Source organism: Luteimonas saliphila (genome assembly GCF_016774335.1).
GTDB lineage: Bacteria > Pseudomonadota > Gammaproteobacteria > Xanthomonadales > Xanthomonadaceae > Luteimonas > Luteimonas saliphila.
Map to the genome: position 1 here is coordinate 52,245 of NZ_JAETWA010000006.1, position 15,913 is coordinate 68,157.

Sequence of the window (15,913 nt, forward strand, 5' to 3'; positions counted from 1 at the left end):
GAATCGCGGCATCAACCCGCGGCTTTCGCCTTCGACTTCGCCAGCCTCAGCCAGGTGTCGACCACGGTGTCGGGATTGAGCGACACCGATTCGATGCCTTCCTCCATCAGCCACTGCGCGAGGTCGGGATGGTCGCTCGGTCCCTGGCCGCAGATGCCGATGTACTTGCCCTTGGCGCGCGCCGACTTGATCGCCATCGACAGCAATTTCTTCACCGCCGGATCGCGCTCGTCGAACAGGTGGGCGACGACCGCCGAATCGCGGTCCAGGCCCAGGGTGAGCTGGGTCAGGTCGTTGGAGCCGATCGAGAAGCCGTCGAAGATCTCGAGGAACTCGTCCGCGAGCAAGGCGTTCGAGGGGACTTCACACATCATGATGACCTTCAGCGCGTCCTCGCCCTGCTTCAGACCGTTGGCGGCCAGTACCTCGATCACCTTGCGTCCTTCATCGAGCGTGCGCACGAACGGGATCATGACCCACAGGTTGTCCATCCCCATCTCGTTGCGCACCTTGCGCACCGCCCGGCACTCGAGCGCGAACGCGGCCGCAAAGGACGGATCGACGTAGCGGCTGGCGCCGCGGAATCCGATCATCGGGTTCTCTTCGTGCGGCTCGTAGGCCTGGCCGCCGATCAGGTTCGCGTACTCGTTCGACTTGAAATCCGACAGTCGCACGATCACCGGATTCGGCGCGACCGACGCGGTCAGCGTGGCGATGCCTTCGGCGAGGCGGTCGACGTAGAAATCGACCGGGGAGGCGTAGCCGGCGGTCTTCTCGTCGATCTTCTTCTTCGTCTCCGCGTCCTGCCGGTCGTATTCGAGCAGCGCGTTGGGGTGCACGCCGATGTGCGCGGCGATGATCATCTCCAGCCGCGCCAGGCCGATGCCGGCGTTGGGCAACTGGCCGAAATCGAACGCGCGCTCGGGGTTCGCGACGTTCATCATGATCTTGAGCGGCGCCTCGGGCATCGAGGTCAGGTCGGTGGTGATGCGCTCGAAGGGCAGGGTGCCGGCGTAGATGAAGCCGGTGTCGCCTTCGGCGCAGCTGACCGTGACCTGCGCGCCGTCCTCGATCGCGTCGAGCGCATTGCCGGTACCGACCACCGCGGGCACGCCCAGCTCGCGCGCGATGATCGCGGCGTGGCAGGTGCGGCCACCGCGATTGGTCACGATCGCCGCGGCACGCTTCATCACCGGCTCCCAGTCGGGATCGGTCATGTCCGCCACCAGCACGTCGCCGGGCTGCACGCGGGCCATGTCCTCAAGCCGGCGCACCACGCGCGCCACGCCGCTGCCGATCTTCTGGCCGATGGCGCGGCCCTCGGCGATCACCGTGCCGCGCTGTTCCAGCGCGTAGCGCTCGATCTGGGTGGCACGCGCGCGCGACCTCACCGTTTCCGGTCGCGCCTGGACGATGAACAGCTTGCCGCTGACCCCGTCCTTCGCCCACTCGATGTCCATCGGACGGTCGTAGTGGCGTTCGATCACCAGCGCCTGCTTCGCCAGTTCGTGCACGTCGGCATCGTCGATCGAGAACCTCGAGCGCAGTTCCGCCGGCGTGTCCTCGTTGCGCACGCGCTCGCCATCCGCGTCCGAATACACCATGCGTATCTGCTTGGATCCGAGCGAACGGCGCAGGATCGCCGGCTTGCCCCTGGCCAGGATGGGCTTGTAGACGTAGAACTCGTCGGGATTCACCGCGCCCTGGACGACGTTCTCGCCCAGGCCGTAGCTCGAGGTGATGAACACCACGTCGCGGAAACCCGACTCGGTATCGAGCGTGAACAGCACGCCGGACGCACCGACGTCCGAGCGCACCATCAGCTGCACGCCGGCGGAGAGGAACACGTCCTCGTGCTTGAAGCCGTTGTGCACGCGGTAGGCGATCGCGCGGTCGTTGTAGAGGCTGGCGAAGACTTCCTTGACCTTGCGCACGACGTCGTCGGCGCCGGTGACATTGAGGAAGGTTTCCTGCTGGCCGGCGAAGGAGGCATCCGGCAGGTCTTCGGCCGTGGCCGAGGAACGCACCGCCACCGCGACGTCGCCGCCCCCGTTCTCGTCGCAGAGGCGGGTGTAGGCCTTGCGGATGTCGGCGTCGAGTTCGGGGTGGAGCGGGGCGTCGATGACCCAGCCGCGGATCTCGCCGCCGGCCGCGGTCAGCGCGCCGACATCCTCCACGTCGAGCGTGGCGAGCCGGTCGAAGATGCGCTGGTGCAGCGTGTTGTGGGCGATGAAGGCCCTGAACGCGTCGGCCGTGGTCGCGAAGCCGCCAGGTACCGAGACCCCGAGCCCGGACAGTTCCCCGATCATCTCGCCCAGCGAGGAATTCTTGCCGCCGACCTGGGCCAGGTCGGCCAGTCGCAGGTCGTGGAGCCACAGGATGTTCGCCGTCGTGGCCGACGGCTGCGGGGCAGGCTGGTTCAAGGTGGACACTCCAAAGGAAGAACGACGCAAGGATCGGGCGTTGCCCGACCGAAAACGCTATTTTAGCCCCTACATCGGCCACGGCATCCGCCAGGGGCCCGGGAGACAGCGTTGTCAACGATCAGACCGGTGTTCTACGTCTCCGATGGAACCGGTATCACTGCCGAGACCATCGGCCACAGCCTGCTCACGCAGTTCGCGGGCACCAAGTTCAGCACCAACCGCATCCCGTTCGTCGACAGCGTGGAGCGTGCGCTCGAAGTCGCCGACCGCATCCGCGCCACCGGAGAGGCGCAGGGCGTGCGTCCGATCGTGGTCAATTCCTCGGTCGATCCGGACATTTCGGCGGCGATCGCCCGGAGCGGTGCGCTGATGCTGGACGTGTTCGCGCCCTTCATCGATCCGCTCGAGGCCGAACTCGGCGAGAAGCGGCAGCCGAAGGTGGGGCAGGCGCACGGCATGGTCGACTTCGAGACCTACCACCGGCGCATCAACGCCATGAACTTCGCGCTGACGCACGACGACGGCATGTCGATCAACTACGACCACGCCGACGTGATCCTGGTCGCGGTCTCGCGCGCCGGCAAGACGCCCACCTGCATCTATCTCGCGCTCCACCACGGCGTGGCCGCGGCCAACTATCCGCTCACCGACGAGGATCTGGAGCACGACCGCCTGCCGCCGCGCCTGCGCGCGCACCGGTCGAAGCTGTTCGGCCTGACGATCGACCCCGTGCGCCTGCAGCAGATCCGTCAGGAGCGCCGTCCCGACTCGCGCTATGCGCGGCTGGATACCTGCCAGCGCGAGGTGAGCGCGGCGGAGAAGCTGTTCCGCGCGGAGCGCATTCCCGTGCTCAGCACCACGCACGTGTCGATCGAGGAAATCTCGAGCAAGGTGATGTCCACGCTGGGCATCCAGCGGGTCATGTACTGAGGCCTGCGACCGCAGGGCCGGGCGGGCACGCAGCCCCGCGATCGGGACGGTACGGTACCGATCCATGAATGCATCGCAGGAACACTTAACGTAGGCGCTCGCAGCGGATCCGTCAATGCTGCACGCGCGCGATTCCAGCGTGTAGGATCGGGCCATGCACGAAGTCGTCGCCCGCACTCCCGTCATCCCCAGGCTGGGCCGTTTCGGCTGGCTGATGGCGCTGTACGCGGAGAACTTCCGGCGCATGACCCGCCTGTTCGAACCCGCCGACCTCGAGGCCGGGCGCTATGTCTCGACCATCGGCGACGGGCTCGACATCCAGCTCGATGTCCTGCATCAGCACGTCTACACGACGGAACTCCGGCTGACCTACGGCGTGATCGACCCGGTGACCGGGGAGCCGGACCCGTCCGCGTTCCTGCGCCTGTATCGCGACGCCAAACAGGCCGAGGCCACCCACTGCTACGTCGGAAGGCGCTGGCAGGACGTGATCGGCATGTATCCGCCGCCGGCCGAGGTGCTCGACCATCGCATGCGCATGAACACCTTCCTGGGCAAGTGGCTGCAGTACCTGGCCGAGAGCGGCCATGGGGTGGCCACGCTGCGGCACAGCCCGGATGCGCTGGAGGCGGGAGCGGGTTCGGCCGCCCGCTAGATCCCGCGGCCGCTGGCCGGGGGCGAGAACGACCTGACGGATCGTTCAGCCGCAGGCACCGACCAGCACGTTGTCTCCGCAGCGCATGCGCACCCGTACTCCGGTGGGGACGCCGATCGAGGCGTGGCAGTCGCGCGCCATCTCGATGGCGCATTCGATCGCGATCGCCCGCTCCACGTTGCGCGCGACCTGATAGTGGTCGATCCGGACCTGCCAGCCCGGCCCGTCCGGCTCCACGGCGATCAACGTGCGTTCCATGTGGCGACTCCCGATCACGCTGCCTTCCGGCCTGATCGGCCGTGGTGACAGCATCCGCCGGCGGCGGCCGCGGCGCAGTCGGACGATGGGGCGGGTCGCTGTAGGAAAAACCTGACCTGCCGGAACCGGGACGGGCCCTCGGATGAATGGCGGGGTGCGAGGCCGGTCCCGCAGCGGGCCTGACGCGATGCGGGCGCACAGCGAGCCGCGGTCATGGCATGGGGCGAGCGGACGCCAGGCAGGCTGGCGCGGCGTGGCCAGCCGGAGCGTCTCCCGACGTCCCGCCACACCCGTGTCGACAGAAGCCGCCGCGTCGCTGGCGCGAAGAAGAAGAGGCCGAGGCGCAGGAGGCGCCGACGGCCCCTGATCGGCCCGGCCGCCATGCCGATCCCGACAGCCACGAAAAACAAGGGCCCGGTTGCCCGGGCCCCTGCATGAATTGGCGTCCCCACGGGGATTCGAACCCCGGTCGCTACCGTGAAAGGGTAATGTCCTAGGCCTCTAGACGATGGGGACGCGGTGAAGCTGATGTCCGGCTTCCACGCGGCCTGTGCGCGGAAACTTGTCGACGGAAAATCTGGTGGAGCCAGGCGGGATCGAACCGCCGACCTCCTGCATGCCATGCAGGCGCTCTCCCAGCTGAGCTATGGCCCCACGGCTGGAAAGCGCGGAATTGTAGTGGTGCCACGCTGTCACCGTCAACAGTGACCCGGTTGGCGACGCACGGAAGTTCAGGGGATTTCGCACCGTTGCCGCTCTCGGCTCGCGGTAGCTCTGGGCTTGGCACTAGGCTCGGCCCGGTTACTGGCCGACGGTGCCGGCATCGCGATCGTATTCGGGGCGATGAACCGCGATCTGGTTGTGAGCGCATTCGTCGGCGGGAAATGGGCTCGCGTCGGGTCCGCCGTCGTGGCTGCTCCGACGCCGGAGGTAGGATGCTGCATCCCGTGTCGTATCCCCACCGCGATGTCCAGACTCGTCTGCATGCTGATCTTCGACGGCGCCCAGTCGCTGGACATCAGCGGCCCGCTGGAGGTGTTCGCGCTTGCCAGCCGCCAGACGCAGGAGGATGCGCCCGGCGCGCTGCCGCCGTATGCGCTGCGCGTGGTAGCCCGCGATGCCGGCGCGGTGACGCTGGCCTCCGGAATGCGCCTGCTGGCGGACGCGAGCTGTGCGCAACTGCCCGAGGATGTCGACACGCTGCTTGTCAGCGGCGGCATGGGTGATGCGCTGGACCGGGCGCGCGCCGATCCTGCGCTGACGGACTGGCTGCGTGCCGCCGCACCCCGCGCCCGGCGCATCGGATCGATCTGCAACGGCGCGTTGCTGCTCGCCGAGACGGGCCTGCTCGACGGCTGCGAGGCGACGACGCACTGGAGCGACATCGCCGAACTGCAGCGGCGCTATCCATCGGTGCGGGTGGTTCCCGATGCGATCTACACCCGGAGCGACCGGATCTGGACCTCGGCCGGCATCACCGCGGGCATGGATCTCGCCCTTGCGATGGTGGCCGAGGACTGCGGCCTGCCGCTGGCCTGGAAAGTGGCCAGGCGGATGGTGCTGGCGACGCGGCGTTCCGGAGGCGACAGCCAACTCGGCCGCCTGCTGGCCGAGCTGGACCTGCCCGACCACTTCGCCGAACTGGCGCAGTGGATCCGTGCGCAGCTGCATGCCCGGCTCGACGTCGGACGCCTGGCCGAATGGGTGCACATGAGTCCGCGACAGTTCACCCGTCGTTTCCGTGCCGCGTTCGGGACGACACCGCAGAAGTACGTGGCCCGGTTGCGCATCGAGGCGGCGAGGGCACAGCTCGAACACACCGCCAAGGACCTCAAGCGGATCGCGGCCGACTGCGGCTTCTCCACGGAAGAGGCGATGCGCCGCAGCTTCGTGCGTGAGCTCGGCGTGCGCCCCGGCGAATATCGCCAGCGCCTCGCGCCGTCGCGGGTCTGATCTGTCCGGATTGGCGGGCGGAATGTCCGTATCCGCCGGCCCGCGCGTTTCAGACTGACGGCTCTCCGGTTATTGGAAACACCGCGATGGTGCGTGCATCGATCCGGGCGCTTGCGCTCGCGTTCCTGCTGTCTTCCCTCGGACTGGCCGCGACCGCGGATGCCGCGCATGCGGGGCGCGGCGCGGCCCCGGTGCGCGTAGGTATCGTGCTGTTCGATGGGGTCCAGATCATCGACTTCGCCGCGCCCTACGAGGTGTTCGGGCAGGCCGGTTTCAGCGTGGCGACGGTATCGCCCGACGGCAGGGCGGTGAGCACCGCGATGGAACTGTCCGTGTCCCCGGACCATGGCTTCGCCGATGCGCCCGCGTTCGATGTGCTGCTGGTGCCCGGTGGCGATGTCCACGCCGCGGCGGCGGACGAGGCCATCCTGGCTTTCGTCCGTGCGCGCAGTGCCGGGGCCAAGCACGTCCTGTCGGTATGCACCGGGTCGCACATCCTGGCAGCCGCCGGGATGCTCGATGGACTGACGGCCACGACGTTCTATCCCGCCGTCGGCCAGCTCGCCGCGGACTATCCGAAGATCCGAGTCGTCAGCGACCAGCGCTGGGTCGACAGCGGCAGGATCGTCACCTCGGCCGGACTGTCCTCCGGCATCGACGCCGCGCTGCACGTGGTCGCGCGCCTGCGCGGCGAGGATGCGGCACGAACCACCGCGTTGCACCTGGAATACGACTGGCGTCCGGACGACGGCTTCGTCCGCGGGCGCATGGCCGACCGCTACCTGCCCGGTCTGCGGGACGTGGCATGGCCGTCCGACATCGCCTTCGAGCGCCTCGTTGCGGTCGGCGACGAGGACAGGTGGCGCATGCGCTACCGCGTCGCCAGCCAGACGCCGCGGGAGAAACTGCTCTCGCGCATCGCCCACAGCATCGACGGCGACGGCGATGGCTGGCGGCGCGATCCGGACGAAGACGGTTACCGCTGGCAACGCAACGTCGATGGCCGGCGACTTGTCCTCACCGTTGCGACCTGGCCCGGGGAACGCGACGGCATGTTCGAACTGGAGTCCCGCCTCGTGATCGCTCAAGGCTTCGCGCAAGAAGGGCAGCCGGACAAGCCGGGCGCACGACGCTGACGCGCGTGCCACGAGCCGGCTGCCGGTGTGGTCATCGGATTCGCGTCGCCTGGCGCTCGCCACGCGCTTGAGCTATTCATCGCTGCCCTCGACCGGCGACGATGCCTGCTGGGAAGTCGACATCGCCACGCGTTCGGTCCGTCACTGGTCGGCGCTTTCGGTTGCCGACGCCGAGTACATCGCCGCGCTCGTTGCCGCGACACCGGCCGCGGACGTGGACGCGGTGGTGAATGGCCGGCAGGCGCTGGCGGATCCGCCCATGGGCATGGGCGGCGGCCAGGTGATGGCGCGCGCCTGGATGCTGGCACCCGGCTTGGTGTCCAGTTGGGCCGGCGAGACCCTGAGCCTGGCGCAGGGCTCCGAAGTGCGTGTGCTGAGCGACGCCTGCGCGACGGTCGCTTCGCCGGTGGCGATGCGCAATGGTGGTCAGTTGATCGTGGTCACGCGCAAGGACGGTCGCTTCGAGGCGATCCGCGTGCACGACGGACAGCATCGAGTGCATACGCTCGAGATGCCGGCGACGGCCAGCCTGCTGTCCGCGACCGTGGACGGACGCGTGTGGTGTCGGTTGGACGCGAACGATGGCAGTTGGCTCTACGTGGCCGGACGCGACGCATCCGACGTGACGTCACCGCTCGTGCTCAACCGGCATCTCGCTGAGATTCGCCGGCCACGTGCACGCGAAGTGGAACGGACCTCCTCGGACGGCAAGCGCCTGACCGGGGTGCTGATGACGCCTACCAGTACACCCGCGGGAACGCGGTCACCGGTGATCCTCTGGGCCTATCCCAATTCAGTGCCGCGTCTGGATGGCTGGTTGAGCCGGCTCAACGACGATTCAGCGATCACCTATCCGTTTCAGTATCTGCTGGCGCAGGGTTTCGCCGTGTTCCAGGCGCCGCTGCCGATGCTGGACCGGCCGGACGCTGCGGAACCGCTGGACTACGTCTCCGGCCTCATCCTGCCTTGGCTGGGCGTGCTGGACCAGCAACCGGAGGTGCAGGCCGGGCAGTACGGGTTCTGGGGGCATTCCGACGCCGGCTATGTCGCCCTGGCGTTGCTGGCGACGACCGACCGCTTCAAGGCGATCGCCGCGGCATCGACCTTTCCCGATCTTGCGGCAACACTGTATTCGGCGCGATTGCCATTCCAGACTTTGGACTGTGCGGCGCACCTGATCCAGACCGACCGCTGGTATTACGAGGCTGATACCCAGCGTTACCGCGTGGGCGGAAGCCTGTGGCGCAATACCGAGCGCTTCGTTCGCAACAGCGCGCTCTTTCGCTTGGAGCATGCGACCACGCCGACGTTATTGATGGTCGGCGAGTACGATGCCGTGCCGCGGTCGATGGAACAGGTCTACTCCGTCCTGCACGGGAAGGGCGTGCCGGTGGAGCTGGCCTACTACTGGGGTGAGGGGCACATGATCTCCAGTCCCGAGAACCTCCACGATCTTTGGACCCGCAGCGAGCAGTTCTTCCGGCGCAATCTCTGGCTGTCTTGACCCGATGCGGCCGCGTTCGCGTACCACTCGATACACGAGCACTCGAGGGAAGCAGCGACGGGTCCGTGCCCACCCTGACGATCTACCGACTGCGAGGCGAGATCGAAGGCGCAGAGCCGTGCATTTCATGACATATGTGGCCGCGCGGGTTCAGGTCGGCCACTTGCAGTGCATTAGGCATTAGGGCAAGAAGGGGCGGGAAGGTCGAGGTACCCACATTTCCCCATTGGACGCTCTTGTTGATCAGGAGCATCCTTGGGCGTGGCCGGCGCTGGTCGCGGCCAGGGATGACGGCCATCCACTCATCCATCCGCATGCCCCAGAGCTGGAAACACACGTTCCTGACTACGATGGCCTCCCTGCACGGGCGGCCGCTGCTGCGTTTCTTCGTTTCCCGGCTGCCCGACGCCGCGGAGGCCCCGGACATGGTGCAGGAGGTCTACCTGCGCCTGTTGCGTCTCAACCGGCCCGATCTGATCCAGTCCCCGGAGGCCTACCTGTACACCATCGCCGCCAACATCGCGCGGGAGCAGCGACTGAAGCTGGTGACTCGCCCGGCGAATATCGCGCTGGACGACGCCCCGGCCGAGGCATTGCCGGCCGATACGGATCCCTTCGCGGCCGCCACGCCGGAAAGCGCCGCCCTGAACGCGGATCGCCTGGAGCGGCTGCAAACCGTGCTGATGCAACTCTCGCCCAAGGCCCGCGCCTGCTTGGTCTGGCACCGCCGCGACGGCCTCACCTACAAGGAGATCGGCGCGCGGCTGGGCATTTCCACCAACATGGTCAAGAAGTACCTGTCCCAGGCGATGGCGCATTGCCACCAGCGCCTGGGCGCCGAGCAGGGAGGACCCGAGCGTGTCGCGTGACCCGCACGCCATCGCGCCGCAGATCAGCCAGGCTGCTGCCGAGTGGTTCATCATCATGCGTGAACCCGTGGTGTCCGAAGCCGACCGGGCCGCGTTCGCCGCCTGGCTGCAGGCTTCGCCCGTGCATGTGCGTGCCTACCTCGAAGTGACCCGGCTCTGGGGAGACGCCGCGCAGCTCGATCCGGAACTACCGGTAGCAGAGGATTTTGAACTAGCCGCCGCCAACGTGCTGCCGATGCGCGAAGCGGTGCAGCCACGCAAGGATGCCGCAACGGCCAGCCGCGAACCTGCATCCGCGGCGCCCCCGCGAAAGACACGCCGCCGACCCTTCGCTGTTGCCGCCTCCATCGCACTCATGGCTGGGTTGGTGGGCGCCGCCATTTGGTGGCAGTTCCATCAGCCGCCGACCTACATCACGGACGTCGGCGAACAGCGCGTCCTCACCTTGGAGGATGGTTCGATCATCCGGCTGAACTCCCGCTCCGAGGTCAAGGTGCGGATGCTCCCGACGCAGCGCCTGATCGAACTGGTCGACGGCCAGGCCCTGTTCGAAGTAGCCAAGGATGCACAGCGCCCGTTCATCGTGCGCAGCGGCAACGTCACCACGCGCGCAGTCGGCACCCAGTTCGACGTCTACCGCAAGCCGACCGGCACCGTGGTCACGGTGGTGGAAGGGCAGGTGGAAGTGCGCACCGAACCGGCCGTCCGGAAGGCCGATGCCGACATCGCAGGATTGGCATTGTCGGTATCCGTCAAGGCGGGCGAACAGGTGATCGTCGGCCGCGCCGGCGCCGTCGAGCAGCACAGGGACGCCAACGTCAACGCCGCCACCCGCTGGCTGCAGCAGGAACTGGTGTTCGAAGAGCAGCCGCTGAGCGCAGTGGTGGAGGAGTTCAATCGCTACCAGCGCATCCCCATCGTCCTCCACGATCCCGCGCTGGGCGAACTGCGCGTCAATGCCGTGTTCAACACCACCGGCCCCGAGCCCCTGCTGCGCTTCGTCGGTCGCATGGAGGATGTGCAGGTGGAACGCACTGCCCGGGAAATCCGAATCACCAGAAAACAATGAGGTACCCACTTTTGCCGCGCGAACGCTCTTACTCCAGGTGACAGATCAATGACACGCCTCGGGCGCCTGCCTGCGGCATCACTTGGGGAGAAAGGTTTCATGATCAAGCGTTCCTGTCTGTGCGCAGCCCTGCTGCTGGCGTTGGCCGGCACAACGCCCGTGTTGGCGCAATCCGAAGCCCGGCATGCTGTTGAGCTTCAGGCGCAGGATCTGGGGACGGCGCTCAAGCTGCTGGCGCAGCAGACGAAGCTCCAGATCGTGTACTCGGCCGATCTGGTGCAGGGGAAGCGAGCGCCGGCACTCGATGGTTCGCTGACGGCGACAGAAGCCTTGAGCGAGCTACTGAGGGGGACTGGCCTCAAGTACGAGTTTCTGGATCCGCAGACGGTGACGTTGTCGCCGCTCGGTGCCGCTGCCCAGCGGCTCTCGGGAGGGGCAGGACAAGCAAGCGCCTCGGGCTCCGCCGGCGACGCAGAGAGAGGCGCTTCCGCCACACCGCCTGCATCAGCCCAACAGGATCAGCTGCAGCCTGCGACAGGAGGAAGAGACCAAGCGCTGGATCTTGAAAAGGTCGTGGTCACGGGAACGCGTATCCGCGGAGGTGCTACACCATCCCCAGTGATCGCCATCGGTTCGGAGCGGATCCGGGAAGAAGGCTTCACCGATCTCGGCGAGGTGATTCGCAGCGTGCCACAGAACTCATCGGGCGGTCAGAACCCAGGTGTCCTGATGGGGAACGTGATCGGAGCCGGCGTTCAGAACCAGAATCTGACCGGAGGATCCGCATTGAACCTGCGAGGCCTCGGCCCGGACGCGTCGCTGACGCTGCTCAACGGGCGCCGCATGGTTTACAGCGGTTTCGTGCAGGCGATCGATATCAGCGCGATTCCGATCGAGGCGGTGGAGCAGATCGAGATAGTTGCCGATGGTGCTTCCGCCATCTATGGCTCCGATGCGGTGGGTGGCGTGGCCAACGTAATTCTTAAGCGAGACTTCGATGGCTTCGCTTTGGGCGCGTCATATGGTGGAGCGACGGATGGGGGGCTAACGACACGCGAGTACACCGCAACGGCCGGCAGTGTTTGGGCCAGCGGTGGGTTGATTGCAACCTTTAAGGACGTCTCCATCGATCCGGTTTACGCGCGTGAGCGCGAGTACACCGCTCATCTGATGGATCCGCAAATGCTTCTTCCAAGCAGCGATTTGCAAAGCGGCTTGCTTAGCGCCTATCAATCGCTCGGAGACAGCGCCGAACTACGTTTGGATGCGCTGCGAACCGCACGTGAGCAACTGTATTACTTCTACGGAACTAGTCCAGCCTTCTACAACGTACTGACTCCGGAAACGACCACTACCTTGGTGTCCTCCAGTCTTGACTTTTTTCTGTCGAACGACTGGACACTCTCGATTGCAGGAGCGTGGGGAAAGGATGACTTCATCGAGAATCAATCTAGGTTCACTTTCGCAACAGGGGCAATAACGCCGTTGGTTTTCGGCTGCTATTGCAATCGGAGTCGTGCTTACGAAGTTGGTGCGGAAGGTCCCTTGTTTGAAACACCAGCGGGTGACGCGCGCTTGGCGGTTGGTGTTGGCTATAGGGAAAACGAGATCACTCTACCAAGCTATCTGACAAGCGGAGTAAGTACTCCGAGAGGAGATGAGAGCAGTCGCTTTGCGTATGCCGAAATGTACCTTCCGCTGATCAGTTCTGACGCGAGTATCGGCGGTGTTCATCGATTTGATATCACTGCGGCGGTACGTGGTGAAGATTACGATAGTTTCGGCAGAGTACGCACACCAAAACTAGGCCTGATCTATGGGCCAAGCGCTGATTTGACGTTCAAGACGTCATGGGGAAGGTCCTTCAAGGCACCCACGCTTCTTCAGATACTGCGTCCACACGCAGTTCAGGTCCGCCTTGCATCTAGCGTAGGCGCCGTTGGGTATCCCGCAAACGCGTTGGTGCTTGCTTCATTTGGTGGAAAGCCGGATCTAGACCCGGAGCGGGCACGGGTCTGGACTACTTCCATGGCGATTCATCCCAACGCAATACCTGGCTTGGAAGCGGAGCTGACCTGGTTCGACATCGACTACACGGACCGTATCGTCGAGCCAATTACTAACATTGTGCAAGCAATGAGTAATCCTGCATTCGCTGAGTTCATTCAGTTGAATCCGACGGCCCAGGAGCAAGCAGCGCTAATTGCCAGCGACTATGACGGAGTAATCTTGAATAGTACGGGCTTGTCTTACGATCCGAGAAATGTGGTCGCGATCGTAAATGGCAGATACATCAATGCAGTGAGGCAACGCATTAGGGGCCTTGATCTATCCGGATCGTACGGCATCGAGCTTGGCGTGGGACGACTTACGATCCGTGGATCGACGAGTTGGCTCGACAGCGCGCAACAAAGTACTGATACAACTTTTGATCTCGCTGGAACGCTCCATAATCCGACGAAGATCTCCAGTCGCATCGGAGCCATCTGGAATCAGGGAGGTTTGATTGCATCGGTCTTCGCGAACTACAAGAGCGGCGTGAGGAATGTGGTCGAAGACGAAAAGCTCGCATCTTTCACGACCGTGGATGCAACGATTCGCTACGCAGCTGATCGCAACAGTGGCGCTTGGTCCGATCTGGAATTTGCGTTGTCCGCGCAGAACCTGTTCGATCGGCCTCCTTCCTTGTACACCATTGCAGCGAATCGCCAGCACGTTCCGCCATATGATTCGACGAACTATTCGCCAGTCGGCCGCTTCCTGAATTTCTCCATATCGAAGCGCTGGTAATCTTTACCCGATCTTGGCTTGCAGATATGCGCCGACGGTACTGGAACAGGTTCATGGTAGCGAACAGAATCTCGAAACGGCTTCTGGCTGGCAGCTTGCTGGTCGCGTTGACCTTCCTATGGCAGGCGCAAGCAACGTCTCCGCGTGCGATCGTCGAGATGGTCGACTTCAACAGTCCGCTGGTTTCGCCAGATGGCAGCATGGTCACCTTTCGGACAGAGCAAGCTTCCATTGAACACAATCGCTACGAGGCGAATTGGTACGTGCAATCATTGGATGGTGCGCTGCCGCCGCGTCGGGTGGCTAGTGGTGGCGTTCCCCTGTTCAGTTCTGCTGGATTGCCATTGCCGGCTCATGCCGCTTGGTCGCCAGATGGGCGCTGGATCTATTTTCGCGCCATGGTGGACGGCAAGATCGACGTATGGCGGGCAGCGACAGACGGATCGGGTGCCGAACCCGTGACACTTGATCCTGCGGATGTCCAGGGTTTTCTGTTGGGCGTGGATGGGCAGGTACTGAAGTACAGCGTTGGCGCCACCCGCGAAGAGGTCACTGCAGCAGAACTGGCTGAGTACGACCAAGGCATCCACATCGATGAATTGACGCCGTTTGGACAAAACCTGTTTCGATCCGGCTACACAGAGGGACGGCTAGCAACACAGCGGTTAGGAAACTGGTGGGACCGGGTTCCGTTGCGGGCCGATGTGCCGGATCGCTGGAGGGCGGTTGACTTGACAACATGGACGAACCGGGAACTCGACCCATCTGATGTTCCGCCAAAGCCGCTGGTTGCCTCCGATCTAACTGAGCGGCTGGGCGAAGAGCCTTGGAAGTTGTCACCCGACATACATGGCGGGCGGATCGCCGTTCTGACGCGAGTCGGGAACCGTGCCAACTTCCGGGATAAACCCTATGCTGAACTGGCCATGCTACCAAGCAAAGGGCACCACGATCCGGTTAGATGTCAGGCCGAGTTGTGCACGGACAAGGCAATCACTGACATTCAATGGAGACCCGATGGTGACGAGGTGCTGTTCACAGTGACCGACCCCGATGAGGGGCTGGCGCAGTCGATCTTCCGATGGAATGTCCGGACGGGTGAGGTGCATCCTGTCGCCTATTCCCGTGGCCTGATCAGTGGCGAGATGCGTTGGACGCCCGGCATCTGTGGCGCGTCATCTGCGGCATTGGTCTGTGTGGCCGCAGAGGCAGATGGACCGCCGCGGCTGGAGCGAATTGATCTGGAAACGGGTGATCGGCAGGTGTTGTTCGATCCAAATGCTGCGCTCGCCCGGGACATGGAAAATACCGTACGAGTGCGACTTCTCCGCTGGGCGGATGCGGAGGGTCGGCAGTTCACAGGTCAGTACTTTTCGGCGCATCGCACCGGCGCTGCTCCAGCGCCGCTGTTCGTTAACTACTACAGATGCCTGGGTTTTCTGCGCGGTGGCGTGGGTAATGAGTGGCCTTTGGCGGCAATGGCAAGGAACGGCATCTCCGCCCTCTGCATCAATTCGTTGCCACATGACAACAATGCATCAGCGCGCTACGACGCGGGCCGTTTGGCCGTAGAGAGTGTAGTGGAGCTGCTGGCTGCGGAGGGTGAGGTCGACCGCACCAAGGTAGGTATGGGAGGACTCAGCTTCGGTGCAGAGACGACGCTATGGACGGTCATCCACTCCGATTTGATCACCGTCGCTTCAGTGGCGACGCCAGTGATTTCACACCTGTACTACCTGCTGGGTAGCATCAGGGGCGACACTTGGTTTTTTTCGCAACTGCAGCGTAACTGGCAACTAGGTGCTCCTGATGAGACACCTGAGCAATGGCAGAAGATTTCCCCGGCTATGAACTTGGACAAGATAAAAGCGCCTGTCCTGATGCAGCTGTCGGAGCAGGAGCTCTTTTTCTCGCTTGACTACGCTATTCCGTTGATTCGGAATCGTCGCGCGGATGTGTATGTCTTCCCGCACGAGCCGCATCAGAAGTTCCAGCCGCGACACAAGTTTGCCGTGTATCAGAGAAACTTGGACTGGTTTCGATTCTGGCTGCAGGGATTCGAGGACAATGATCCTCGCAAAGCCGAACAGTACACGCATTGGCGCACCATGCGATCACATCAGTGCAAGGATGCTGCGAGCATGGGCAATATACCTTGGTACTGTCAATCCAGAGAGTAGTGCGGATTCAACTGATAGAGTTTTGGGACTTAGCTAAATAGATCGCCAATTAGCTGCGTCCCATGAGATTGGGTCGCCGAGGCGTACCGGCACGTTCTCATCCCAGGCATTGACCTCAGTGGCAGGTTCCTCCAGCCAACAAA

The 15,913-nt window shown here is 64.2% G+C and carries 11 protein-coding genes and 2 tRNA genes; 9 read left to right on the forward strand and 4 right to left on the reverse strand.

What is annotated here, in order from left to right:
* Nucleotides 1-11: 11 nt before the first annotated feature.
* The gene (gene ppsA / locus JMO03_RS00450) at nt 12-2,423 is read right to left on the reverse strand and encodes a phosphoenolpyruvate synthase (protein WP_202839105.1); all 2,412 of its coding nucleotides are present in this window, start codon (nt 2,421-2,423) and stop codon (nt 12-14) included.
* Nucleotides 2,424-2,534: 111 nt separating this feature from the next.
* Here ppsA and ppsR point away from each other — a divergent pair, with 111 nt between their 5' ends.
* Both ppsR and JMO03_RS00460 read left to right on the forward strand, forming a co-directional pair.
* Nucleotides 2,535-3,356 (forward strand): posphoenolpyruvate synthetase regulatory kinase/phosphorylase PpsR, encoded by an 822-nt coding sequence (ppsR, locus tag JMO03_RS00455; protein ID WP_149104619.1) that lies wholly within the window; start codon nt 2,535-2,537, stop codon nt 3,354-3,356.
* A 154-nt stretch (nt 3,357-3,510) separates the two neighbouring features.
* Nucleotides 3,511-4,011, forward strand: a complete 501-nt coding sequence (locus tag JMO03_RS00460; RefSeq protein WP_202839107.1) for a DUF1249 domain-containing protein — start codon at nt 3,511-3,513, stop codon at nt 4,009-4,011.
* 45 nt (nt 4,012-4,056) lie between these two features.
* On the opposite strand, the gene JMO03_RS00465 is transcribed toward JMO03_RS00460, so the two are convergent.
* The 3 genes from JMO03_RS00465 to JMO03_RS00475 form a co-directional block, all read right to left on the reverse strand.
* Entirely contained in the window at nt 4,057-4,269 is a 213-nt protein-coding gene (locus JMO03_RS00465) for a hypothetical protein (RefSeq protein ID WP_202839114.1), read from the reverse strand.
* Nucleotides 4,270-4,709: 440 nt separating this feature from the next.
* Nucleotides 4,710-4,785, reverse strand: a tRNA-Glu gene (locus JMO03_RS00470).
* A gap of 62 nt (nt 4,786-4,847) precedes the next feature.
* A tRNA-Ala gene (locus tag JMO03_RS00475) sits at nt 4,848-4,923 on the reverse strand.
* Nucleotides 4,924-5,235: 312 nt separating this feature from the next.
* Between JMO03_RS00475 and JMO03_RS00480 the strand changes: the two genes are divergently transcribed.
* From JMO03_RS00480 to JMO03_RS00510, 7 genes are all read left to right on the forward strand, one after another.
* Nucleotides 5,236-6,222, forward strand: a complete 987-nt coding sequence (locus tag JMO03_RS00480) for a GlxA family transcriptional regulator (RefSeq protein WP_202839116.1) — start codon at nt 5,236-5,238, stop codon at nt 6,220-6,222.
* An 86-nt stretch (nt 6,223-6,308) separates the two neighbouring features.
* The gene (locus JMO03_RS00485) at nt 6,309-7,358 is read left to right on the forward strand and encodes a DJ-1/PfpI family protein (protein WP_202839118.1); all 1,050 of its coding nucleotides are present in this window, start codon (nt 6,309-6,311) and stop codon (nt 7,356-7,358) included.
* Between the two features lie 67 nt (nt 7,359-7,425).
* Complete coding sequence (locus JMO03_RS00490; RefSeq protein ID WP_202839120.1) at nt 7,426-8,862, forward strand: alpha/beta hydrolase family protein; 1,437 nt, start codon at nt 7,426-7,428, stop codon at nt 8,860-8,862.
* Between the two features lie 314 nt (nt 8,863-9,176).
* Nucleotides 9,177-9,731, forward strand: coding sequence for an RNA polymerase sigma factor (locus JMO03_RS00495; RefSeq protein ID WP_202839122.1), 555 nt, complete (start codon nt 9,177-9,179; stop codon nt 9,729-9,731).
* Nucleotides 9,721-10,800: a FecR domain-containing protein gene (locus JMO03_RS00500; protein WP_202839124.1), complete on the forward strand. Its 1,080-nt coding sequence runs from the start codon at nt 9,721-9,723 to the stop codon at nt 10,798-10,800. The genes JMO03_RS00495 and JMO03_RS00500 overlap by 11 nt, the downstream gene beginning before the upstream one ends.
* Before the next feature lie 99 nt (nt 10,801-10,899).
* Complete coding sequence (locus JMO03_RS00505; RefSeq protein ID WP_202839126.1) at nt 10,900-13,590, forward strand: TonB-dependent receptor; 2,691 nt, start codon at nt 10,900-10,902, stop codon at nt 13,588-13,590.
* Nucleotides 13,591-13,643: 53 nt separating this feature from the next.
* A complete protein-coding gene (locus tag JMO03_RS00510) occupies nt 13,644-15,770 on the forward strand; it encodes an Atxe2 family lasso peptide isopeptidase (protein ID WP_238345751.1) in 2,127 nt (708 codons plus the stop codon).
* Nucleotides 15,771-15,913: the final 143 nt, after the last annotated feature.